General features: G+C 69.8%; 20 protein-coding genes. 12 read left to right on the top strand and 8 right to left on the bottom strand.

Going from position 1 to position 20,952, the window contains the following annotated elements:
• Positions 1-29: 29 nt before the first annotated feature.
• Positions 30-2,570 (bottom strand): LuxR C-terminal-related transcriptional regulator, encoded by a 2,541-nt coding sequence (locus ACIOTO_RS06420; protein ID WP_400857097.1) that lies wholly within the window; start codon positions 2,568-2,570, stop codon positions 30-32.
• A 151-nt stretch (positions 2,571-2,721) separates the two neighbouring features.
• On the opposite strand from ACIOTO_RS06420, the gene ACIOTO_RS06415 reads away from it, so the two are divergent.
• Entirely contained in the window at positions 2,722-3,219 is a 498-nt protein-coding gene (locus ACIOTO_RS06415; RefSeq protein ID WP_400857096.1) for an ECF transporter S component, read from the top strand.
• Between the two features lie 14 nt (positions 3,220-3,233).
• On the opposite strand, the gene ACIOTO_RS06410 is transcribed toward ACIOTO_RS06415, so the two are convergent.
• The 4 genes from ACIOTO_RS06410 to ACIOTO_RS06395 form a co-directional block, all read right to left on the bottom strand.
• On the bottom strand, positions 3,234-4,577 hold the full coding sequence (locus ACIOTO_RS06410) for a threonine/serine exporter ThrE family protein (protein WP_400857095.1): 1,344 nt from the start codon (positions 4,575-4,577) through the stop codon (positions 3,234-3,236).
• Between the two features lies 1 nt (position 4,578).
• A complete protein-coding gene (locus tag ACIOTO_RS06405; RefSeq protein WP_029263187.1) occupies positions 4,579-5,934 on the bottom strand; it encodes an anaerobic C4-dicarboxylate transporter family protein in 1,356 nt (451 codons plus the stop codon).
• On the bottom strand, positions 5,931-6,671 hold the full coding sequence (locus tag ACIOTO_RS06400) for a peptidase E (protein ID WP_105712195.1): 741 nt from the start codon (positions 6,669-6,671) through the stop codon (positions 5,931-5,933). The genes ACIOTO_RS06405 and ACIOTO_RS06400 overlap by 4 nt, the downstream gene beginning before the upstream one ends.
• A gap of 104 nt (positions 6,672-6,775) precedes the next feature.
• The gene (locus ACIOTO_RS06395; RefSeq protein ID WP_167633006.1) at positions 6,776-7,513 is read right to left on the bottom strand and encodes an SGNH/GDSL hydrolase family protein; all 738 of its coding nucleotides are present in this window, start codon (positions 7,511-7,513) and stop codon (positions 6,776-6,778) included.
• Between the two features lie 173 nt (positions 7,514-7,686).
• On the opposite strand from ACIOTO_RS06395, the gene wecB reads away from it, so the two are divergent.
• From wecB to ACIOTO_RS06365, 6 genes are all read left to right on the top strand, one after another.
• Positions 7,687-8,838 carry a non-hydrolyzing UDP-N-acetylglucosamine 2-epimerase gene (gene wecB, locus ACIOTO_RS06390; protein ID WP_400857094.1) on the top strand — a complete coding sequence of 384 codons (1,152 nt, stop codon included), beginning with the start codon at positions 7,687-7,689 and terminating at the stop codon, positions 8,836-8,838.
• Between the two features lie 36 nt (positions 8,839-8,874).
• A complete protein-coding gene (locus ACIOTO_RS06385; protein ID WP_400857093.1) occupies positions 8,875-10,221 on the top strand; it encodes a glycosyltransferase in 1,347 nt (448 codons plus the stop codon).
• A complete protein-coding gene (locus ACIOTO_RS06380) occupies positions 10,221-10,751 on the top strand; it encodes a hypothetical protein (RefSeq protein WP_219860816.1) in 531 nt (176 codons plus the stop codon). The genes ACIOTO_RS06385 and ACIOTO_RS06380 overlap by 1 nt, the downstream gene beginning before the upstream one ends.
• 159 nt (positions 10,752-10,910) lie before the next feature.
• Entirely contained in the window at positions 10,911-12,041 is a 1,131-nt protein-coding gene (locus ACIOTO_RS06375) for an MFS transporter (protein WP_400857092.1), read from the top strand.
• Between the two features lie 37 nt (positions 12,042-12,078).
• The gene (locus ACIOTO_RS06370) at positions 12,079-12,606 is read left to right on the top strand and encodes a cytochrome C5 (RefSeq protein WP_105712201.1); all 528 of its coding nucleotides are present in this window, start codon (positions 12,079-12,081) and stop codon (positions 12,604-12,606) included.
• 9 nt (positions 12,607-12,615) lie between these two features.
• Positions 12,616-13,041 (top strand): hypothetical protein, encoded by a 426-nt coding sequence (locus tag ACIOTO_RS06365; RefSeq protein ID WP_400857091.1) that lies wholly within the window; start codon positions 12,616-12,618, stop codon positions 13,039-13,041.
• A 10-nt stretch (positions 13,042-13,051) separates the two neighbouring features.
• On the opposite strand, the gene ACIOTO_RS06360 is transcribed toward ACIOTO_RS06365, so the two are convergent.
• Both ACIOTO_RS06360 and ACIOTO_RS06355 read right to left on the bottom strand, forming a co-directional pair.
• Complete coding sequence (locus tag ACIOTO_RS06360) at positions 13,052-13,384, bottom strand: hypothetical protein (protein ID WP_400857090.1); 333 nt, start codon at positions 13,382-13,384, stop codon at positions 13,052-13,054.
• Positions 13,385-13,519: 135 nt separating this feature from the next.
• Positions 13,520-14,524: a magnesium and cobalt transport protein CorA gene (locus tag ACIOTO_RS06355; RefSeq protein ID WP_091027726.1), complete on the bottom strand. Its 1,005-nt coding sequence runs from the start codon at positions 14,522-14,524 to the stop codon at positions 13,520-13,522.
• 354 nt (positions 14,525-14,878) lie between these two features.
• Between ACIOTO_RS06355 and ACIOTO_RS06350 the strand changes: the two genes are divergently transcribed.
• From ACIOTO_RS06350 to ACIOTO_RS06335, 4 genes are read left to right on the top strand one after another with little or no spacing between them, the layout of a single operon-like run.
• Positions 14,879-15,445: a SipW-dependent-type signal peptide-containing protein gene (locus tag ACIOTO_RS06350; RefSeq protein WP_372467877.1), complete on the top strand. Its 567-nt coding sequence runs from the start codon at positions 14,879-14,881 to the stop codon at positions 15,443-15,445.
• A 19-nt stretch (positions 15,446-15,464) separates the two neighbouring features.
• On the top strand, positions 15,465-16,088 hold the full coding sequence (locus ACIOTO_RS06345) for a SipW-dependent-type signal peptide-containing protein (protein ID WP_400857089.1): 624 nt from the start codon (positions 15,465-15,467) through the stop codon (positions 16,086-16,088).
• Positions 16,085-17,323 carry a S26 family signal peptidase gene (locus ACIOTO_RS06340; protein WP_400857088.1) on the top strand — a complete coding sequence of 413 codons (1,239 nt, stop codon included), beginning with the start codon at positions 16,085-16,087 and terminating at the stop codon, positions 17,321-17,323. Before ACIOTO_RS06345 ends, ACIOTO_RS06340 begins: the two co-directional genes overlap by 4 nt.
• The gene (locus ACIOTO_RS06335) at positions 17,320-19,362 is read left to right on the top strand and encodes an RCC1 domain-containing protein (RefSeq protein WP_400857087.1); all 2,043 of its coding nucleotides are present in this window, start codon (positions 17,320-17,322) and stop codon (positions 19,360-19,362) included. Before ACIOTO_RS06340 ends, ACIOTO_RS06335 begins: the two co-directional genes overlap by 4 nt.
• Positions 19,363-19,380: 18 nt before the next feature.
• Here the strand turns inward: ACIOTO_RS06335 and ACIOTO_RS06330 are convergent, their stop codons facing one another.
• The gene (locus tag ACIOTO_RS06330) at positions 19,381-20,175 is read right to left on the bottom strand and encodes an SDR family NAD(P)-dependent oxidoreductase (RefSeq protein ID WP_400857086.1); all 795 of its coding nucleotides are present in this window, start codon (positions 20,173-20,175) and stop codon (positions 19,381-19,383) included.
• A gap of 437 nt (positions 20,176-20,612) precedes the next feature.
• Between ACIOTO_RS06330 and ACIOTO_RS06325 the strand changes: the two genes are divergently transcribed.
• Positions 20,613-20,927, top strand: coding sequence for a hypothetical protein (locus ACIOTO_RS06325; RefSeq protein WP_029263168.1), 315 nt, complete (start codon positions 20,613-20,615; stop codon positions 20,925-20,927).
• Positions 20,928-20,952 lie beyond the last annotated feature (25 nt).

The raw sequence follows: 20,952 nt of genomic DNA, 5'->3' as shown, positions 1-20,952 counted from the left end.
CTCGCGAGCGCCCGTTCCGACGTGCCCGGCTAGGGCTCCGAGAGCAGGTCGAAGGCGGCGGCCTTCTCCACGGCCTCGGCGCGATTGGCAGCATCGAGCTTGCGGTAGATGCTGCGCACCTGCGTCTTGAGCGTGTTGGGGGAGACGTTGAGGTCGGCCGCGATGGTGCGCAGCGACGCCCCGGTCATGAGCTCGCGCAGCACCACGCGCTCGCGGGCCGACAGCCGCGGCCGGTCCGACGTCGAGGGGAGCACCGCGGCCGCGGGCAAGCGCCCGGGGGCTTCCTCGGCGAGGACACCGCGGAGGAAGGCGAAATCCTCGGGGGGCAGCAGGGCCAGGGGGCTCGAGAGCTCCCGGTCGGCCGCCTGGACTGCCAGCGATTCGGCTGCTCGACGTGCGGCGGCGGCGCCGGCCGTCCGGTGGAGGGCGGCGGCCTGCACCGCTGCGGCCTCGGCGCGTTCGCGGGCTGTCTCCGGTTCGAGTCGTGTCTGGGCGAGCAGGCGGGAGGCGTCCGATGCGCGGCCCTCGACCAGCGCGAGCCTGGCGCGTTCCAGCACAGTGCCGAAGCGGTCGGGGCGCGCATCCTGCTGCACCGTGTTCTTCGCTGTCGCAGTGTCGCCGACCGCGAGTTGCAGCAGCGCGCGCGGGCGGCTCAGCGTCTGCCGCGCATGCGCAGAGGACGCCTCCCGTCCGCGGAGACGGCGGAACGACTCGAGCTGCTCGAGCCCGGCGGCCGGCGTCTGTGTGTGGAGCGCGACCCAGGCCTCGGCGAGCGCCATCGTGGCCCAGTGCTCGCTGGTCGCGCGGTGGGGGCCGAACACGCGGATGTGCTCCCGCGCCCGCTCGGAGTCCTGCTCCTCGAGGGCGAGCAGCGCCTCTGCCACGCGGTAGAAGGTGCCCCGGTATCCGTCGATCTGGTTCTGGGGCCAGGCGCTCTGCCGGATGAGTTCGACGTAGTGCCGGGCTTCGGGCATGTCGCCGTTCAGCGCGTGGATGCCGCTGAGCAGGGCGATGCTGTGGAACGCATGTCGCATCTCGTGCACGGCCGCCAGGGATGCCGCGTAGTCGAGCCATTCGACGGCCTTCTCCTGCTGGCCCGAGTAGTAGAGCGAGATCGCGAGGTGTGTGCAGAGCAGTGGGACCTCCGCCGCGTACGCCTCCCATTCCGCCTCATCCGTCTCCTGGAACAGTGCCAGGGCGCGCGAGGCGACCTGTCCGCTGCGCTCCGGCATCCCGATGAGCCGGAGGGCGGCGCTCTCGGCGGCCCAGATGAAGATGCGCTCCATCGCCGGCGGCGGTTTGCGGCGGGAGTTGGCGGCCGAGATGGCGACGCGCATCAGCTGCAGCCCGCGGATACGCCGCAGCTTGCTGGCGTTGAAGCAGATCGCGAGGATCATGGCGATCAGTGGCTGATCCTTGAGGCGGGCGATGGGGAGTCTGCCGAGCAGCCCGACGAGCGCCTTGCCGTCGTTCTCGAGCAGGTGGTTCCAGCCCTTCATGATGATGTGCGAGGCGAGCGCGAGGTCGTCCTGTTCGACCGCGAGCCGGAGCGCTTCGATCGGTGCGCTCCGGCGGAGAGCCCCGTCGACGGCGGCGCGGGTCAGACCGGGAACCTCCTGCGGGTGCGAACGCTGGAGCTGGCGACGCAGCAGCAGCCTCGCGACCGGGGTGAAGGTGAAGACCGGGGGCTCCGACCGGGACCACTGCCCGAAGCCGAACTCCTCGGCGTCGTCGAGCAGGTCGATCACGTCATTGCGCCCGGTGAGCGTGCGGGCGAGGTCCGGATCGACCGCGTCGGTGATGCTCAGCCGGCTCAGTGCCGTCCGGTTGGCGGGGTCGGCGTCGGAGCGTTCCACGCGGGAGAGGAGGTAGTCCTCGAGTGCGCTCGCGGCGACCTCGAGGATCGGGCCCGTCCCGCCGCGTCCGGTTCGCTTCGCCGCAGCGTGGATGACCGCGGCGAAGCCGCCTGTCGCGGCGAGCACCTGCTCGGCGGTCGCGGCGTCGACTCCGAGCGCTCGCGAGATCTCGTCCGCGTCGAAGAGGAGTTCATCGGCGGTGACGGTGGTCCGGTCGATGACGAGGTCGAGTCCCTCGCTGTCGAAGGTGCTGCGTCGATTGGTCGTGGCGATGAGACGCGCGGTCGGGGCTTCGGCGACGACGCGGCAGACGTCGAACGTGCTCTCGCGGTTCGACACCGCGGCGTCGTCCAGGATGATGACGACGGGTTCCTGGCGGTCACGCAGGAACCCGGCGACCGTGCTCCAGGGGCGGTCGGCCGCGTCCGACAGGTCGCCGCTGTCGCCGTCGCCCGCCCGTGCGAGCGCCCGCAGCACCGCCCGCCCCAAGCCGCTGCTCGTCGCGGAGTCCGCGTCGACGGCGACCCAGATCACGGAGGAGGTCGTGGTGCGCGCCCACTCGGCCATCGCCACCGTCTTGCCCGTGCCGGACGCGCCGTGGATCACGGTCAGCGGGCTGTCGTTCTCGAGCGCCGCAGTGAGGCGCGGGCGCGAGACGACTTCGTTCGAGACCCGGGGCACCCCGATGATCGAACGCACGGCAGCAGTCGACATCATTCCTCCCCAGGTGGTCCCGACACTAACGATATTCCGAGATGCTCATCTCCGCTCGCGCGGCCGTCGACTGCGGCCGTCGATCTAAGCTCGAGGGGTGGATGCAACGCGGCCGGAGAGAACCCGGGGGATTCGGACGAGCGCCCTCCTCGTGAGTGCGGCCTTCGGCGCCGTGCAGTCCCTGCTCTTCGTCGCCATCGTGCCGGTGACGACGGTGCTCGCGGTCTCCTCGCCCCCGGCGTACGCCCTGGTCGCCAGCATCCACTGTCTGATGCCGTTCCTCGCGCGAGTGATCACCCGGACGCCGGGGATGGCGACGTTCGCCGCCTTCGTGACGGGGCTGCTGACCTCGGCCGTCTCGCCCATCGGGCCGCTCGCCGCGGTGCCCATGATGGTCGCGGGGCTCGCCTTCGACCTGTCCCTGCCCCTGCGGCGGGACCGACCGGTGAGTGCGCCGCGCATCCTGCTGGCCGGCGTCATCGTCGGAGTCGTGCTGTTCTTCGTCGCACTTCCGGTGTTCTCGCCCGACCATCTGGTGCCGCCCGTGCTGCTGGCCACGCTCGCTGCGCGGATCGTCGGCGAGCTCGCGATCGCGTCTGTGGTGATCGCCCTCCGCCGGCTCCTGACGCGAGCCGGCGTGGCCCGCTAGCCGGTCCGCGTCGCCTACCTCCGGCGATCCGCCCGGTTCAGGCCCAGCCGCCGCCAGGGTTCGGTGAGTCGCGACCAGACGGTCGGCTCCCGCTCCGCTTCCGGAGCGGCGGGCAGTGCCACGGCGAACTGCACGAACTCCTCGGCCCCGTGATGCACGACGCGGTACAGCGCTGTGCCGATCAGCACGCCGAGGGCGATCGACATGATCGAGGTGAGTGCCGCCGTGAAGTCGGCGAGCCCGTTGTCGGTCGCGAACGCCTCGGTGAGGCCCACGAGCCCGGCAGCCCCCGGCACGAGCAGCCAGAACGCGGGGAGGAAGGTGAGTTGCGACGGAGCCCCGTGGCGCAGCCCGGCGATCCAGAAGACAACGGGTGTGACGGCGACGGCTCCCACGAAACCCCCGATCGTGGGGTCGATGAATTCGGTTCCGGCCCACTGGCCGACGTACGCGACGACCAGCGCGAGGAGCACCCATCCGAAGGTCGAGGCGGGCGCGGAGAAGTGCAGGTAGTTGCCGACCGCGAACACGAGGACACCGAGGAAGTCGACCCACCACGGAAGGAAAGCGGAGGCGGGGAGCGGCTCGTATGACCGGGATTCCACCCCGACGACCGCACCGGCGGCGAGGATGCCGAAGGCCAACAGAGCGAGCTGCACGAAACCGTAGACGAGACGCGCGGCCCCTGAGATCATCTGCCCCGCGGCGAGTTCGACGGTCGCGGTGGTGAGCACGCCTCCGGGCAGGAAGGTCACCAGCGGCGCGATCAGCAGACGGATGGGGTCGCCGATCTCGATCACCTCGGCGAGGAGGAAGACGGCGCCCGCGCACACGAAGGCCGCCGCGATCGGCAGGATCAGCTGCAGGGTCGGGGACCGCACGAGCTTCAGCAGTCCGATCCCGAAGCCGAGGATGAACGCGACGATCACGCCCTGCCAGGTCGGGGCCAGGAGCAGTGCGAGACCGGCGGTGAGCACGCCGTGTCCGAGCGTGCGGGTGAACCAGCCGAGTCGCGGCCGCATCGCCCCGATCTCGTTCAGCCGGCGGATGCCGTCGAGCGGTGGGACGCCGCCGGTCCGTGCCTCGCCGATCAGGTCGTACAGCGCGGCGATCTGATCGAACCGGAACGAGGCGTTGGTCGCCGAGCGGATGGCGACCCTGGACTCATCCGACTCGCCGGTCTCGACGAGGATGATCGTCGGCAGCACGACGAAGTCGGTGTCGTCTCCGCCGTAGGCTCGCGCCACGTCGGTGAGGGTGTCGCGGATGCGGTCGACGGACTCCGCCGACGCGTTCATCCCCTGCGCCAGCCCGAGCAGGAACTGGCGAAGCGCCGAACGGTCGACGGTGTCGGTCATGTCAGCTGATGAGGAACGAGAGGCCCACCCCGACGACGATGGCGACGCCCACGTAGACGAGGTTCGGCAGCTGGAACGAGTGGTCGAAGACGTACTTGCCCATCTTCGTCGTGCCGGTCTGGTCGAAGGCGACGGTGGCGACCTGGCTGCCGTTGGCGGGCAGGGTGTAGATGCCCATCGTCGAGGGCCACAGTCCCACCAGCAGCGGCGCCGGGAGCCCGATCGTGATGCCGATCGGGACGATCGCATTGGTCGCACTCGATTGGCTGGTGGTGAGCATCGCGACCGCGAACAGCGCCATCGCGAACAGCAGTGCCCCGAGGAACGCCGACGATCCGGAGACGACGGATCCGAGCCCGTCGACGATGAGCGTCTGGTTCGCCGCGACGAACGTGTTGGCGAGCCACGCGATACCGAAGAGGGCGATCGCCCCGACGATGCCGGCGGGGAACGTGGGCTGCTTGGGGACGTCGGCGGCCTTGACCTTGCAGAACACGAAGATCAGGGCGGCGATGATGCCCATCGTGACCTCGATGATGACCGTGACGCTGAGACGCACCGGGTCGCCGGCGTCGTCGGTGCCGATCACGGGACGCAGCCCTTCGAACAGGCCGAAGAACACGATCACCCCGACGCCGATGAGGAAGAGCGTGGCCGAGAGCACGGCGGTCTTCGGAAGCTTGTTCTCGTGCGCGTCGGTCTGCGGCGGCTTGATCTGCCCCTCCTTCAGACGGCGCTGGAACTCCGGGTCGTCCTCGAGGTCTTTGCCGTGGCGCATCATGACGAGCGCGGCGACGAACAGCCCGGCGATGGAGGCCGGCCACATGATGAGCAGCAGCTGGCCGAGGTCGACGCCCTGCGGCGCGAGCAGCACGACCATCGAGGCGGTAGCTGCCGAGACGGGAGAGCACAGGATGCCGACTTGCGAGGCGACGGCCGAGACCGACAGGGCGCGCTCGGGGCGGATCTTCTGCTGGTACGAGACGTCATAGATCACGGGCAGCAGCGGGTAGAAGATGTTCCCCGTACCCGCACCGACCGTGAAGAGGAACGACATCGCCGGGGCGAGGAACACGACCGATTTCGGCTTGCGTCTGATCACCTTCGCCGCGACCGACACCATCCAGTCGATGCCGCCGGCCGCTTGCATGGTGGATGCCGCGGTGATGACCGTGATGACGATGAAGACCGCGTCGACCGGGGCATTGCCCGGCGCTTCGCCGAACACGAAGATGAGCACGGCCACGCCGACCAGGCCCCAGACACCGAGGCCGATCCCGCTCGTGCGGGTGCCCATGTAGATCGCGCCGATGACGACGATCAGCTGCGCGATGAGGATCCACACGTTGTCGTTCATGACGACGGCCCCTTCACGATCGGGGCGTTCCCCGTGAGTACCTTCGTCGCGAGCTGCGTCTCGACGATCTTCCCGTCGATCGCCTCGACCCGCAGCGCCAGAGCATCCTCGACCGGGCTGATCGCGGTGACGAACTCGGAGTTCTCGAAGTGCAGCGACTGCAGGTTGCCGACCGCGTATCCGGTCGAGAGCTCGCCGCTCAACAGCGAGGCGTGGAAGAGGGGGCGCCGCTGATCCTCGGCGTCGTAGTGCGGGCAGAAGCTGCCGTGCAGGAAGCCGAGCCCCTCGGGCAAGACCTGCAGGGTCGGGCCGTAGCTGTCGGTCGTGCCGCCCTCGAACCAGCAGATGCCGCCGGCGCTGCCCCCGGTGAACACGACGTTCGAGTCGGGGTCCTCCCACATCTCGCGCATGATCTCGTCCAGGCCCTGCCGCTTCCACACGTCGAGCATGTTCGCGGTGTTGCCGCCGCCGACGTGGATCACGTCGAAGCCCTTCACGAAGCCCGCGAGGTCGTCCACCGCCCGGTGGAACAGCGGCAGATGGTGCGGCGCGCACCGGTCCGAGTCGTACGTGGAATAGAAGCTCAGGATGTACGCGGCGTCATCGCCGGTCGCCGTGCCGACGAAGAGGACCCGGGGTCTCTCCTTGCCGGTCAGCTCGAGGATGTAGTCGTGCGTCGGATCGTTCCGACGCTCCATCATGGCCTTGCCGGCCCCGGTTGCCACCACGTGAGACATGCCCCCACCTCTCGACGACTGCGAATGCGCTCAACCTAGCGGCGCACCGCGGCCAGCGTCCAGAGTGCTTTCACCCCGGAAGGGCGACCCGCCGGCCGGGCTGTTCAGCCGTTGACGCGCGCGGTGGCGACGAGGCCTTCGAGGAGGGCGTGCGTGCGCGCCCGAGGCCCGTCGGGGCGCAGGCCGAGCACGTTCGCGAGCTCGAGGGCCAGGGCGGCGTGGCCGGTGGCGCTCGGGTGGAACGGGTCGTTCATGAGTCCCCAGGGGACTCCGCCGGCGCCGAGCTCGGCGAAGCGCGCGAACTGGTCGACGAGGATCACGTCTTCGCTCGCGGCGACCTCGCGCACGGCCTGGGCGAACTCGCCGATCCGCGCGCGCTCCGGGGCATTGCGGGTGTCGATCGCCGGCGGGGTCTGCAGCACGGGGATCGCCCCGAGCGCGCGCACCCGCGCCACGAAGTCCCGCAGCGATGCGGCGTAGTCCGCCGCCGAGATCACCTCGCGGGGGCCGCCGTCCGAGGCGTCGTTGGTGCCGATCATGAGGGTGACCACATCCGGCCGCCAGGACGCGACGCGGCGGTCCCAGTCATCGAGCAGGTCGACGATGCGGTTGCCGCTGATCGCCGTGTTCAGCACGATGTCGCGCACGCGCTCCAGCTCGCCGCGGATCAGCTCGTGCAGGTGCTCCGGATAGCTGCGCCCGCCCTGTGTGTGCACCAGGCCGTGCGTGATCGAGTCGCCCGTGATGATCCAGTTCAGCGGAGCCGGATCGGCCAGTGCGGCGGCGAGGCGACCGAGGTCGGAGGCGGCGGATGTGGGGGCGGAGGATGCGGCGTTCGACACGGCTCGAGCCTATCGGCGCAGCAGCTCCCGTCGACGAATGCCGGAACGTCGATATACGTGCCCGGATCCACGCGCTCGGCGGACGCGGCGACACGTACTGTCGGTCCGGACCCACCGGAAATCACTCATCACGTCGGCCACGGGAAGCCTCCCGGGGGCCGATCGAGGTACCCATGAACAAGTGCTCGACACCGACCGCGCCCGCCCACCTGCCGAAGTCCTCGGTGATGATCGTGTTCGGAACCCGTCCCGAGATCGTCAAGCTCGCCCCGCTGGTCCGCAGCCTCGGCGATGCCGCTTACGTCGTCCACACCGGTCAGCACTACGACCGTGACATGTCGGCCGTGTTCCTGAAATCGTGCGGAATCACGCGGGTGCACCGCCAGCTTCGTGTGGGCGGGCTCCCGCGGGCCGCGCAGATCGGCCGCGGGGCCGAGCAGATCGCGCAGGCGATCGACGAGGTCGAGCCGAGCTACGTCGTCGTGCAGGGAGACACGAATGCCACGATCGCGGCCGCGCTCGCCGCGAACGCCTCGGGTGTGCGGCTCGGGCACGTCGAAGCGGGGCTGCGCGCCAACGATCGCCGGATGCCCGAAGAGCACAACCGGATCATGGTCGACCACATCGCCGACGACCTGTTCGCGGCGACCCAGGCGAACCGCGCCAACCTGCTCGCGGAGGGCATCGACGAGGAGCGCATCCATGTGACCGGGAATCCCGTGGTCGAAGCCGTCCGCACGCAGCGCGCCGCCGCCGGCTCCGACGTCGACGAGCTGGAGCGTATCGATGTCGAGCCTGCGGAATACGTGCTCGCGACCCTGCACCGGCAGGAGAACGTCGATTCTGCGGACAACCTCTTCGCGACGCTGCACGCACTCAACGACATCGCCGCATCGGGGTGGCCGGTCGTCTTCCCCGTGCACCCTCGGACGCGGGCGATGCTGAGGGCACTCGACGCGGAGCACCTGCTCGACGCGCTGATCGCCGAAGAGCCGTACACCTACGAGCGATTCCTCGCGCTCGCTTCGCACGCCGCCGTGCTGGTCTCCGATTCCGGCGGCATCCAGGAGGAGGCGACGGTGCTCGGGCGCCCGGTCCTCGTGGTCCGGGACTCGACCGAACGTCCCGAGGCGCTCGGTTCCTTCACCCGTCTGGTCACCCCGCAGACCCTCGCGACAGAGACCTCCGCCCTGCTCTCGACGGTGACCCGCACCCTCGCCGACCTCGATGCCCTGCCGTCGCCGTTCGGCGACGGCCATGCCACGGAGCGCATCGCGGAGCACATCCGATCCGCCGTCTCGACCGTCCGTGACGAGAGTGCATGATGCGTCGTCGGATGTCCGCCGCTGTTCGAGGTCGCGATGCTCGTCGCCGCTAGCGCCATATCGTTCATCGTCACGCTGACGTTCCTCGTCTACGTCTTCATGATCATCGTTCCCTTCCTCCGCCGCACTCCGGACCCCGATGGCCGCGTGGATGCCTTCGCATGGCACATCTTCGTGCCGTGCCGGGATGAGGAGGTCGTCATCTCGCGAACCATCCGGATGCTCCGCTCCACGGTGCCGGAGGCACACGTCTGGGTGATCGACGACGACAGCGACGACCGCACCGCGTCGATCGTCCAGTCGGCCGCCGAGGCGGACGCCTTCGTGCACCTCGTCCAGCGCCGGCGCCCCGAGGCGAGGACCGGCAAAGGGGATGCGCTCAATGCCGCGTACTTCGCGCTGAACGCGTTCCTCCCCGCCGATACCGACCGTTCGCGCGTCGTCGTGTGCGTCGTCGATGCCGATGGCGAGGTGGCCGAGAACATCCTCCGCAAGGCCGCCTCGCCCCACGCGTTCGGAGATCCCGAAGTCGGGGCGGCGCAGGTCACCGTCTACATGAAGAACCGCGACGATCGGCGCCCGGTCCCGGACGCCGGGTGGGCCCGCAACACGTTCGGACGATTCCTCATCCGGATGCAGGACCTCGAGTTCCGCGGGCCGATCGCCGCGATCCAGTCCCTCCGCGGCTGGACCGAGACCGTGGGCCTCGGCGGCAACGGCCAGTTCACGCGCCTGTCGGTTCTGGACGACATCGCCGCGAGATCCGACAGGCCGTGGCACGGCTCTCTTCTGGAGGACTACGAGCTGGGCATCCACGTGCTGCTGGCGGGGCATAAGAACCGCCACCTGCACGACACCTACGTCGCCCAGGAGGCGCTGCACGATTTCCGACGGTTCACGGTCCAACGCACGCGCTGGGCGCAGGGGAACATGCAGTGCATCCGCTACATCCCCGAGATCGTCCGATCTCGCATGCTCACGAACGCCGGCATTCTCGAGATCTGCTACTACCTGCTTCTCCCGGTCTTCCAGGTGGTGGCCAGCCTCGCCGCGGTGACCCTGGTCGTCGGGGCGATCGTGGGAGTGGTCTCCGGGGCGTTCGCCCTCCCCTGGGGCTTCCTGCCCGTCCTCGCCATCCTCTTCCTCCTCTTCGGCATCGGCCCCTTCTTCATCTGGGGGCCGCTCTACCGTCGGTACAGCGAGCCCGATGCCGGATTCTGGACGGGCGTCCTCTGGGGATTCGGGATGTGGGTGTACGACTACTACGTCTATCTGACGGGTGCCCGCGCGCTCTATCGGATCGTCCGGGGCCGGAACGGGTGGGCGAAGACCCGCCGCAACGCGGAGATCGATGTGGCCGGTCCGATCGCGAAGGACGCCTGATGTCACGCACCGCTTCGCTGCCTCCCCGCGTTCGCGTCAGGACTCCTCGCCGCTCTTCGCTCGCGATGAAGGTACGGCTGTTCGTGGGAGTGGGGTTGATCGCCGCCGCTGTCGTGCTCGTCTTCCTGGTGCCGCAGGTCGTCTTTCTGGAAACGGAGGTCGCTCGCCTCTGGCTGCCCACGATCACCCCTGGCACGTTCACCGCGGCGGTCGAGTCCCCGGTGGCTTTCCTCGCCGCGCCGCTGTGGGGGCTCGGGGGTGTGATCCTGGCGGCGACCCGTGTCAGCGGGGTGCGGGTGTGCGTGTCGGTGGTCCTCTCCACCGTGCTGATCCTGGTGACGAACCAGGTGCGGCTCGGCGTCTTCGCGCGGGCAGCGGTGACGGCGGGGTCTGCTGAGGGTTACGAGGTCGCCCTGCGTCTGGGTGGGTCCGTGCTGAGCATCGTCGGGTTCAGCGCCGCCTATCTGGTCTTCGTGATCGTGATCGCCGACCTGCCCCTGTTCGGCCGGAGGCGGATGCCGACAGGCTGAGCCTCGTCGGATACGCTGGGCGGGTGAGCCCTGAGTCGGATAGACGCTAGATCGCGGGTGTGAGCGCACGTCGTGCGCTCCCCGCATCCTCGTCGACCTCACTCACCCGCCGCTCGGCGCGTTTCGCAGCGCCCGCGGCTCTGCGCGTCTGGATGCTCCATGCCGTTCCTCATCCCCGTCCTCGCTCTGGCGATCTTCGCCCAGGGCACCAGCGAGTTCATGCTCGCCGGTCTTCTGCTCCCGCTGTCCGCCGACCTCGACGTCGACCCTCCGACCGCCGCCCTGCTGACCTCCGCCTTCGCGGTGGGCATGGTGGTGGGCGCGCCGCTGATGGCGGTGTTCGCCAGCCGCTGGCGTCCGCGGCAGACCCTCGTGCTGCTCCTCGTGATCTTCATCGCCGCGCACGTGGTCGGTGCGCTCGCACCGTCGTTCTCCCTGCTCCTCGTCACCCGGGTGCTCGCCGCTCTGGCGAACGCCGGCTTCCTGGCGATCGCGCTGGCCACCGTGCGCGGCATCGTCGCGCCGGCGCAGACGACCAGGGCCGTCGCCGTCCTGCTCGCGGGCACGACGCTCGCGACGATCGTTGGCGTCCCCGCCGGCGCGATGCTCGCGAACGCCTTCGGATGGCGTTCCACCTTCTGGGCCGTGGTGCTGCTCTGCCTCCCGGCCGTCGTCGCGCTGCTCTTGGACCGCACGCTCGGCGCCGTTCCGCGCTCGCCGCGGATCGACGTGCGCGCCGAGGTCGCCGAGCTGCGTCGGCGACCGGTTCTCGTGGCCGTGGTGCTCGCCGTGCTCGTGAACGCCGCGACCTTCGGGGTGTTCACGTTCCTCGCCGTCGTCGGCGCGGATGCCGGGATCGATGCCGCCTGGATCCCGCTGCTCCTCGCCGTGTTCGGAATCGGCGCCTTCCTCGGGGTGGCCGCCACCGGTCGATGGGGTGCCCGCTGGGCGCGCACATGGATCGTGGTCGGCGCCGCGGCCACGACCGTCGTCTGGATGGTCTTCGGCCTCGCTGTCTCGTCGGTGTCGGCCGTGTTCCTCGGGGCGCTGATCGGCGGGCTGCTGTCGTTCGCGGTCGGCTCCGCCCTTATCGCGCGCATCGTCGGTGAGGCCGAAGGTGCACCGGTGCTCGGCGGTGCCTATGCCACGGCGGCGTTGAACCTCGGCGCGATCGGTGGTCCGGTGCTCGCCGGGATCGGGTACTCCGGTGTCGGCACTCCGGGCGTGCTGTTCGTCGCGGCGGGGATCACCGCCGTCAGCGTCGTGCTCACGCCGCTGTTGCGACGATGATCGCCCCATGACGCGATGGATGCGAAAGACTGGAGGCATGACTTCGCCTGTGCTCGACTCGCTCCTCGCCCGCATCGTCGAGAGCGGGCTGCTCGAAGACCCGATCGCCGAGAACGGCCTCGTGTACGGACGGGCGAGCATCGATGCGGCCGGCACCGTCGTGAACGTGAACGTCGACCCGGAACTCGACGAGCACCCGGAGGACGTCGATCACGAGGCGCTGATCGCGGCGGTGTCGCGCATCCTCTCGGTCGGCGAGTCCCGGTGGCGGGCCATCGTCGACGAGGTCGCCACCGACATCGATGACGCCGTCGATGACGAGCCCGTCATCGAGCAGATCGACCTGCGCGACGACCTCGAGGCGACATCGGTCGTCGTCTTCGCCGATGCCGTGCTGCTCGCGTTCCTGGCGCCGAAGCAGTTCCCGGACTCGCGGATCCTCGTGCAGCTCGACGAGGAGCTCGAGGTCGAGGGCGTCGAGGTGCGCGAGCTCGACGGCACCGAGACCGTCGACTTCGACACCCTCGACGAACTCCTCGATCACATCAGCCGCGCCGACGACTGATCTCGTCGCGTGGAAGACATCGCCGCTTCTCGCTCGGCCTCACCGCCTACATCTCGCCGGCCGGGACGCGGGAGCATCCTGCTGTCCGCGATCGGCGCGGCGGCGGTCGGCGTCGTGGTGACCTGGTGGATCACGACCGCGCAACGCGTGTCCGTGGCATCCGATGCCGACCTCTCATCCGTGCCGTTCGGCTTTCCGCTGACCTGGATCACGCAGGACCACTCGTCGAACCCCTTCACCGCGTATCCGGCCGACGTCGCCCTGCGGCTCACCGGTCGCACCGGCATCCCCTATCCGACTTCGTACGAGTGGCTGCCCTTCATCGGTGACGCGCTGATCTGGGGTGCGGTGTTCTGGGCGCTCGGGATGGTCGTGCTTCCGGCCGTGGTGCGTGCGATACGCGCGAGGTCAGGCCCCGACCGTCCACGCTCTTGAGGGCAGGCGACTATCCGAGGTTCAGCGCGCCGTTCATCACGAGATTCGTGATGAGGAGGGCGATCAGTGTGATCGTGATGCCCGCTGCCGGGAAAAGCCAGGCCAAACGGAGTCGAGATCTCGTGAAGAAGTACGCGCCTGTGGTGACGATGAAGACGATCAGGTCAGTCATCCAGAATCCGCGGGTTACGGTCTCGAGTGTCGGGTAGTCGCAGTGACCGGAGCAGCCCGCGATCTCGAGGGTCCGCGCCAGAACGACCAGCGCAGACACGACCGCCACGAAGAGACTCGCCCACGCCAGGTTGTCACCGATCTGCGGTTGCGCGCTGCGCTGGTCGTTCATTTTGCTCCTATGCCTCGGCTTGCGAGGTTACGCGACCTCGTGAGACACATCGTCGGGCGGAGAACTCCGCATCGGGCGGAAGAATGCACCTGGATCCTCCGCCCGGCGGCGAGTTCTCCGCCCGTCGCGGTGGCGCTACAGCCACTTCTTGTAGCGGAAGACTCCGTAGAGCGCGACGGCGAACGCAGCCATCGCACCGATCGCCATCGGATACCCGAAGGCCCAGTGCAGCTCGGGCATCACGTCGAAGTTCATGCCGTACACCGTGCCGACCAGCGTCGGCGCGAAGATGATCGCCGCCCAGGAGGAGATCTTCTTGATCTCGTCGTTCTGCGCCAGCCCGGCCTCGGTCTGGCGGCGGGCGACGAGCGCGGAGTGCACGGTCAGCGCATTCTCGAGGATCGCCCGGAACGAGTCGACGCGCTCGTTGACGCGGATCGTGTGGTCGAGCACATCGCGCAGCGACCGCTGCAACTCTTCGTCGATGCGGTACTTCTCCGACCCGCGACGCAGCCACTCCAGCATCCCGCTCAGGGGGTGCACGGCCCGCTGGAAGTTGATGACCTCGCGGGAGAGCTCGTAGATGCGCCGGGAGAGCGCGCTGTCGTCGTCGCCGTCGCCGAAGAGCTGGTCCTCGATCTCGTCGATGTCGTTCAGCAGGCCCGCCACGATCGGCTCGTACCCGTCGACGACCTCATCGAGGATCGCGTAGAGCACCGCCTCGGGGCCCATTGCGAGCAGCTCGGGGTTGGCCTCCATGCGCATCCGCACGGCGGCGAGGTTCGGGGATTCGGCATGGCGGATCGTCACCACGAAGTCGGGGCCGACGAACAGGTGCAGCTCGCCGAACTCGATCGACTCCTCCTTGTCGCGGTAGCGCGCCGGCCGCAGCACCGCGAACAGGGTGTCGCCGTAGCGCTCCACCTTCGAGCGCTGGTGCCCCGAGAGCGCATCCTCGACCGCGAGGGGGTGCAGGTCGAACTCCCGCGCGACGGACGCGACCTCTTCCGGGCTGGGTCGATACAGGCCGATCCAGGCGATGCCGCCAGCGGCATCCAGCATCCGGTAGGTCTCGTCCAGGTTCTTCGGGGTCTCCACGCGACGTCCGTGGACGTACACGCCGTTGTCGATGAGCGCCATGATGCGGCTCCGTTCTCGCAGGTGCACGGCAGCAGAAGCTCCGTGCGCGGATTCGTCAGGGGGCGGATGACGCCGCCGACGGCTGCGGGAAGGACGTGCGAGAGCGGACCCGAGGGTCAACGCGTGAACGCAGGGAGTCTCGACGCAGCGAGGGCGGCGTCGTAACTATCACCGGACATCGCCATCACCGCCTTTCGGGACTCATTCGGGTCGAGCGACCCAACGGGCCAGCATACCCCTGTCGCCTGGGAAGAGCCGCTCCCGGCGGGTCTCGAGCCCGGCGAACATAGGCTTTTGCTGGATGAATCCTATGTATATGCTGCACGCGGGGGAGCAGGATGACCAGGAGGAATCATGGTACGAACTGTTCTGGAGGGGCCCGAGCGCGCTGCTCAGACCCGGAGAAAGATCTACGCCGTCCTCGCCGGTGGGCTCGTCGTCGGCGTGGGATCCGCGCTGACACTCGCCGCGTGGAACGACTCGGAGTTCGCGACGAGCGACTTCGCCGCAGGAACCTTCGAATTCCAGGGATCGACCGACGGTGCGGCCTGGGCCGACCACGCCGTGGAGGGCGACGCGGCGGTGCTGACCTTCAGTACCGGCTTCGACAACCTCGCGCCGGACGACGTCGTGTACGCGCCCTTCGCGCTGCAACTGACCGCGGCCAGCACGTCTCCCGCGGGACTCACCGCCGTCGCGCCCGTCGTGACGGGTGACCTCGCCGGTCAGCTGACGTTCGGCGCGGTGTCCACGACGACCTTCGGATGCGATGAGACCGCGTTCGCCGGGGGGACGGCCGTGCCCGCCACCATGGATCCGGGCGACATCGTCTACCTATGCCTGCAGGTCACCGCCGGTGCGACGATCACGCAGGGCGACACCGGCACCGCGGTCTGGCAGTGGGACGCCGTCTCGCAGTAGTCATCTCGGCACAGCCATCGTGGTCCGACAGGCGCGGTTTCGCGGCCTGAAGACGCTCACGCGTGTTCAGGCGCTGCTCGCGTGCGCGCTCCTGCTCGGCGTGGGCGCAGCGGGGAGCCTCGCCTCCTGGTCGGACAGCGAGCTGGCGGGCTCGCCGTTCACGGCGGGCAGTTTCGCCCTCGCATCGCGGACGGATGCCGGTGCCTTCGCCGCGCACCCCGAGGATGCTGCCGCGGCGCTCAGCTGGACGCTGTCGCCGCTCTTCCCGGGGGAGAGTGCGGCCGCATGGGTGCAGGTCCAGGCGACCGGATCGGTGGACGGAGAAGTGCTCCTCAGTGGGGTGTCGCTCTCGGCGGAGCCCGCCGTGGGCAGCCCGGAGGCGGCGCTCCGGGATGCGCTCGTGGTCAGGGCATCGGTGACCTCGTCGACCGATCCCGCTCCGCCCGAGTGCACCGTGAGCACGCCGGGGGTCGAGGTGACGGGACTCACCCAGGTCCCCGTGCTCCCCGCGCAGCAGGTCGAACCGGCCGGCGGCTCCACCGTGACGTACTGCATCGTCCTGACGCTCCCGGCCGATGCGCCGGCGGCCGCCCAGGGCGCACAGCTCACACCGACCTGGGTCCTCACGGGGAGCACGGGATGACGGCCTTCTCGCGCGGTGCTGCACGGGCCGGCCGCCTCGTCCGGGACATCCTGCTGGCCGCGGCGGCCGTCGGCGGAGCGGTGTGCCTTGTGTTCGCCCTGCTCGCCTTCACGGGCGGGTACTCGCTGATGATGTTCAAGACCGGCTCGATGTCGCCCACGATCCCGGCGGGTTCGGTCGCACTGGTCCAGCGGATCCCCGCGTCCGAGATCGCCGTCGGCGACGTCGTCACGGTCGACCGGGCAGGGACGCTGCCGATCACGCACCGGGTCACGAGCGTCGGCGAGGGGAGCGACGCAGCGGAACGCGTGATCACGATGCGCGGTGATGCGAACGTCGTCGACGACCCGATGCCGTACACGCTCACCGAGGCACGGATCGTGCGCGGGTCGGTGCCGTATCTCGCACCGGTGATCGCACAGTTCGGCAACCCCTGGGTGCTCGGATCGCTCACCCTCGCCACCGCGTTCCTCGTCGGCTGGGCCTTCTGGCCGAGGCGGCCGCGGACTGACGAGGCAGTGCCCCCGCCCCCGGATCCTGCCGACCCACTGGACCCGCCCGGCGACGGCGAGAGCGCGGGCCGCGCGGCGACGGGAGCGCGCGTGTCGGCGGTGCTCTTCGTGCTGGCGGTCTGCGCGTCGAGCACGGCTCTCGCTCCGGCGCCGGCATCCGCGGCGACCGGTTCGGACTACCTCACCGTGCGCTCCGACCTCGCCGGTGCCGGTGTGCAGGCGCTCGACCCGCTGGTCCCGCTCCGCTGGCACCTCGATGTGGATGCGACCAGGGCACCCGCCGACGGCGACCTTGCCATCGCCATCTCGTCGGCGGGCGACTCGGAGTTCGGACTGCGGGCCGAGGTCCGCGCCTGCGCGCAGCCCTGGGGCCCCGACGGTACCTGTCCTTCGGGCGAACGGCTGCTGCGTCCGGAGGGGCCGCTGCCGGTGGACGGCGTCTGGCGGGAGCTGCTCTCCACGGCGACACCCGCCGTCGCGTACGTGCAGGTGGCTCTCACGGCGCAGCCGCAGTCTCCCGAGGCCGGCGCGGCGGGCGCCTCGGTCACGGTGCGGGCCACCGCGGCGGGCGACACCGTCGACACGGGGATCGACGGCGAATCGGAGCTGCCTCCGACCGGTGGTTCCGGTCTGGCGCTGCTCGCCGCGCCCGCGGCGGTGCTGGTCGGCATCGGCATCGCGCTCCTCGCCCGCCGGCGCCCGGACCCGAGGGGGCGGCGATGAAGGCGCTCCGCAGGTTCCTCGCCCTGGTCACGGCCGCCTGCCTCGCCGCGATGGCCTTCACCGCATCGCCGGCCGCGGTGCGTGGTGACGCGCTGCTCGGCATCACGGAGGCGGCGTGGCTCGATGCGCAGTACGCGCGCGGACCCGTCGAGGCCGGCACCCTCGACGTTCCCGTCATCACCGCCTGCACGACGGAGAACGAGGGGACGAACGGCGCGATGAGCGGGGTCACGCTCACCTGGACCTCGGTGCTCGACGACCCGGCACGGATGCTGCTCGCCTTCTCGGTGACCGCGGGGGTCGTCTTCGAGGCGCCCGCGGACCGCATCGTGATGACCGGGCCCGCGGCCGGCCTCTACACGTTCACCTTCACGGCGACGGCGTCGGAACTCGACGCCGCGCTGGGGCCGCTCGCCGGTGCGAGCGTGGGGGCGGCGGTGTCCACGCGTGCCGGGACGGAATGGCGATCGGATGCCGCCACCCGCACGGTGTCGGTCGGGACCCTGAGCGGCGGACTCGGCTCGGCGACCTGCGACCTCGGTCACACGATCACCCTGACCGGGCTGACCGCGGCGACGCTGCCGATCTCCCGCGTGATCCCCGTCGGCACCTCCGCCACGTCGTCGCTGCCGCCGGCGCTGCAGGACCGCCGACGCACGCCGGTGTACACGGCGACCCTCCGCGACATCACCACGAATGCGGTCGTCCCGAACTCCGAGGTGACGATCGTGCTCCCGCCCGGCCTCGCGTTCGAATCGGGGCCGTTCGCCGATCTCAGCGAAGGGACGTTCACCACCAGCGCCACCGGAGCCGTCGACTTCCGCGTCGTCGCCAACCGCTCCGAGCCCGCGCAGGGGCCGGTGCGGGTCGAGTCCCCTCGCGCTTTCACGATCCTCTCCGGCCAACCCGTCACTTCGGTGCCGCTCGTGGCATGGGGATATTCGGCGCAGGGGCAGACCGGCTCGGACAACCTCACCGGTGCCCGCACCAGCGCCGTCCCGCTCTGGGACAACCTCACCATCACGGGTGCCACGGCCGTCGGCTCCAGCTACTCCACGCTGTTCTACGCCGATCAGAACGGCACCCTGTGGGGGCGGGGCTACAACGCGTCCGGCATCATCGGCGACGGCACCACCACGAGCCGCACGAGTGTCGTCGCGGCCCTCACCGGGCCCGGGGCCCCGCTCGGGAACATCATCCACATCGGGACGGGCACCGAGCAGCTCTCCTCCGTCGCGGTCGATTCCGCGGGAGGGGTGTGGGCGACCGGCGACAACGAACTGAGCGGCTTCGGGACGGCCTACACGAACACCCGCTACTGGCAACGCGTGAGCGACAACTACACGATGCCGGCCGGGGCGCTCACGGCCGAGGTCAACCCCTTCGGTGCGGTCTTCATGATGCTGAGCAACGGGCAGGCCATGGTCGCGGGTGCCGACAGCTACGGGTACTCCGCGCAGGGCGCCGCCGTCGGCGCGGCGGCCGGATCCGCAGGGCTGCTCATGCTCACCGGTCCGGGTGCGCCCATCACAGGCGTCGCCTCCGGTGGCATCGGCTGGCAGTCGTCCGCCGTCGTCACCGACGACGGTCGGCTGTTCACGGCGGGAACGGCGGCCTACGGCGGCAGCGGCACCTTCTATCTCACGCAGAAGACACTTCCGGCGGGGAAGACCGCCGCGAAGGTCGTGGTCGGCCAGTACCGGATGCTGGTGATCATGACCGACGGCACGGTCTACGCCCTCGGCGCGAACACCAGCAGTGCCCAGGGCACCGGCAGCTCGGCCGCGCCGGGCGCCACCCTCACCCCCGTCGCGATGCCGGCGGGCACCGTCGTCACCGACGTCGCGATGGGCAACGACTCGACGGTGTTCCTGCTCGAGTCGGGCGAGGTCTACTTCGCCGGGCTGAACGACACCGGCGGGGCGGGGGCCGGCACCACCACCGGCACCTTCAGCACGCCCGTGCAGGTGCCCCTCGCCCACACGGCCACGAGGGTCATGGCGTCCTGGTACGACAGCTTCCTCGCCGTGCTCGGCTGAATACCGGGCGGCTGTCCCTCAGGGGACGATCGAGTCGATGTAGCCGCCGTCGACCCGGACGGCGGCGCCGGTCGTCGCGGAGGCGAGCGGTGAGGCCAGGTAGACGACCATGTTCGCGATCTCCCCGGGCTCGATGAGCCGCTGCAGCAGCGACTGCGGCCGGTGCAGGCGCATGAACTCGCGCTGCGCCTCGTCCCACGGGAGCTTCGGGTCGACGAGCTCGTACACGAAGTCCTCGACGCCGCCGGTGTGGGTCGGACCCGCGAGTACCGAGTTGACGGTCACCCCGGTGCCCGCCGCCTCCTTCGCGAATCCGCGGGACACCGCGAGAAGGGCCGTCTTCGACATGCCGTAGTGGATCATCTCGGCGGGGATCACCACGGCCGAGTCGCTGGCGATGTCGAGCACCCGGCCCCAGCCGCGCTCGGTCATGCCGGGGAGCGTGGCGCGGATGAGGCGCACGGCTGCCAGCACGTTCACGTCGAAGTAGCGGCGCCATTCGTCGTCGGTGATGTCGAGTGCGGGCGTCGCGCCGAAGATCCCCAGGTTGTTGACGAGGATGTCGACGTCGCCGGTCGCGGCCAGCACCGCATCTGCTCCGGCCTGATCGGTGACGTCTCCGGCGGCCGGGACGAGATCGCGTTCGGGGTTCTCGGCCTGCATCTCGGAGATGACGGAGGCGACCGTGTCGGGCCTGCGGCCGTTGATCGCCACGCGGGCGCCCGCGTCGGCCAGTCCTGCGGCGATCGCCCGCCCGATGCCCTGCGTGGAGCCGGTGACGAGCGCGGTCCTGCCCGTGAGATCGATGCGCATGGTGGTTCCCTCCGTGACGGATGCTGCCTGCTGATGCAACGGTAGTCGCGTCGATTCCATGCCCGCCGGGTCGGTGCGATCAGCAAGAACCCTGGACAAAGGTAAAACGTTAGCTGGTCGAATGTCATATAGGGTGGAGTCATCGTCGTTCGAGCACGGCCCTGGGGAAAGGCCGGATCGAACGAGACGCGGATCTCGATCCACTCGAGACTCCGCGACGGACCGCGGCGAAAGCCGCTTGTTCTCGGTGCACCTCCCCCTCCCGCACCGGGCTGCGCCCCCCGACGTGGGCCTGTGAGGGTTCACGCCGGGGGGACGTGCGAACGCGGGGGCACCGCCCCCGCGTTCGCCTCGTCTCGTCTCGTTGAGCCTCGACGGACCAACGTGTAACATTTCACAGGGCGGGGATGGGTGCGGCAATGGATTGCGGGGGCTTCATGGACGACGATGCGGATCGGACAGAGCGACTGCGGGCCCGCCTGCGATGGCTCGCCGGATGCTCCGCGGTCGCGATCATGCTGATCGTCGGGTGGTTCGCCTATGGCGCCATCGTTCGGTCGCCCGTGATGATGACGGCCGCAGCCGGAGGATTCGCGGCCGTCGTGACCGGATGGAGCAGCCTGCACGCGTCCCTCACGACACAACTCGACCTGATCGCCGCACAGGCTGACCTCGTCATCGACGCACCCGGCCTGTTCTCCGGGCCGCGCACCGACAGACGTACCGACATCCAGAACTTCCCCATCGGCTGACCGTCGCGCATCGGGTGTGCGCGCG

The sequence above is a fragment of the Microbacterium sp. NPDC087592 genome, assembly GCF_044743585.1.
Lineage (GTDB): Bacteria > Actinomycetota > Actinomycetes > Actinomycetales > Microbacteriaceae > Microbacterium.
The sequence above is the reverse complement of the archived record's forward strand: the minus strand, read 5'-3'. Positions and strand labels throughout refer to the sequence as shown.

Bases quoted from the DNA above. Each gene is read 5' to 3' on its own strand.
- ACIOTO_RS06385 (WP_400857093.1), top strand. From the start codon at position 8,875: ATGCTCGTCGCCGCTAGCGCCATATCGTTCATCGTCACGCTGACGTTC.
- ACIOTO_RS06420 (WP_400857097.1), bottom strand. From the start codon at position 2,570: ATGTCGACTGCTGCCGTGCGTTCGATCATCGGGGTGCCCCGGGTCTCG.
- ACIOTO_RS06370 (WP_105712201.1), top strand. From the start codon at position 12,079: ATGACTTCGCCTGTGCTCGACTCGCTCCTCGCCCGCATCGTCGAGAGC.
- ACIOTO_RS06375 (WP_400857092.1), top strand. From the start codon at position 10,911: ATGCCGTTCCTCATCCCCGTCCTCGCTCTGGCGATCTTCGCCCAGGGC.
- ACIOTO_RS06340 (WP_400857088.1), top strand. From the start codon at position 16,085: ATGACGGCCTTCTCGCGCGGTGCTGCACGGGCCGGCCGCCTCGTCCGG.
- ACIOTO_RS06400 (WP_105712195.1), bottom strand. From the start codon at position 6,671: ATGTCTCACGTGGTGGCAACCGGGGCCGGCAAGGCCATGATGGAGCGT.
- ACIOTO_RS06410 (WP_400857095.1), bottom strand. From the start codon at position 4,577: ATGACCGACACCGTCGACCGTTCGGCGCTTCGCCAGTTCCTGCTCGGG.
- ACIOTO_RS06405 (WP_029263187.1), bottom strand. From the start codon at position 5,934: ATGAACGACAACGTGTGGATCCTCATCGCGCAGCTGATCGTCGTCATC.
- ACIOTO_RS06330 (WP_400857086.1), bottom strand. From the start codon at position 20,175: ATGCGCATCGATCTCACGGGCAGGACCGCGCTCGTCACCGGCTCCACG.
- ACIOTO_RS06325 (WP_029263168.1), top strand. From the start codon at position 20,613: ATGGACGACGATGCGGATCGGACAGAGCGACTGCGGGCCCGCCTGCGA.
- ACIOTO_RS06380 (WP_219860816.1), top strand. From the start codon at position 10,221: ATGTCACGCACCGCTTCGCTGCCTCCCCGCGTTCGCGTCAGGACTCCT.
- ACIOTO_RS06355 (WP_091027726.1), bottom strand. From the start codon at position 14,524: ATGGCGCTCATCGACAACGGCGTGTACGTCCACGGACGTCGCGTGGAG.
- ACIOTO_RS06350 (WP_372467877.1), top strand. From the start codon at position 14,879: ATGGTACGAACTGTTCTGGAGGGGCCCGAGCGCGCTGCTCAGACCCGG.
- wecB (WP_400857094.1), top strand. From the start codon at position 7,687: ATGAACAAGTGCTCGACACCGACCGCGCCCGCCCACCTGCCGAAGTCC.
- ACIOTO_RS06360 (WP_400857090.1), bottom strand. From the start codon at position 13,384: ATGAACGACCAGCGCAGCGCGCAACCGCAGATCGGTGACAACCTGGCG.
- ACIOTO_RS06335 (WP_400857087.1), top strand. From the start codon at position 17,320: ATGAAGGCGCTCCGCAGGTTCCTCGCCCTGGTCACGGCCGCCTGCCTC.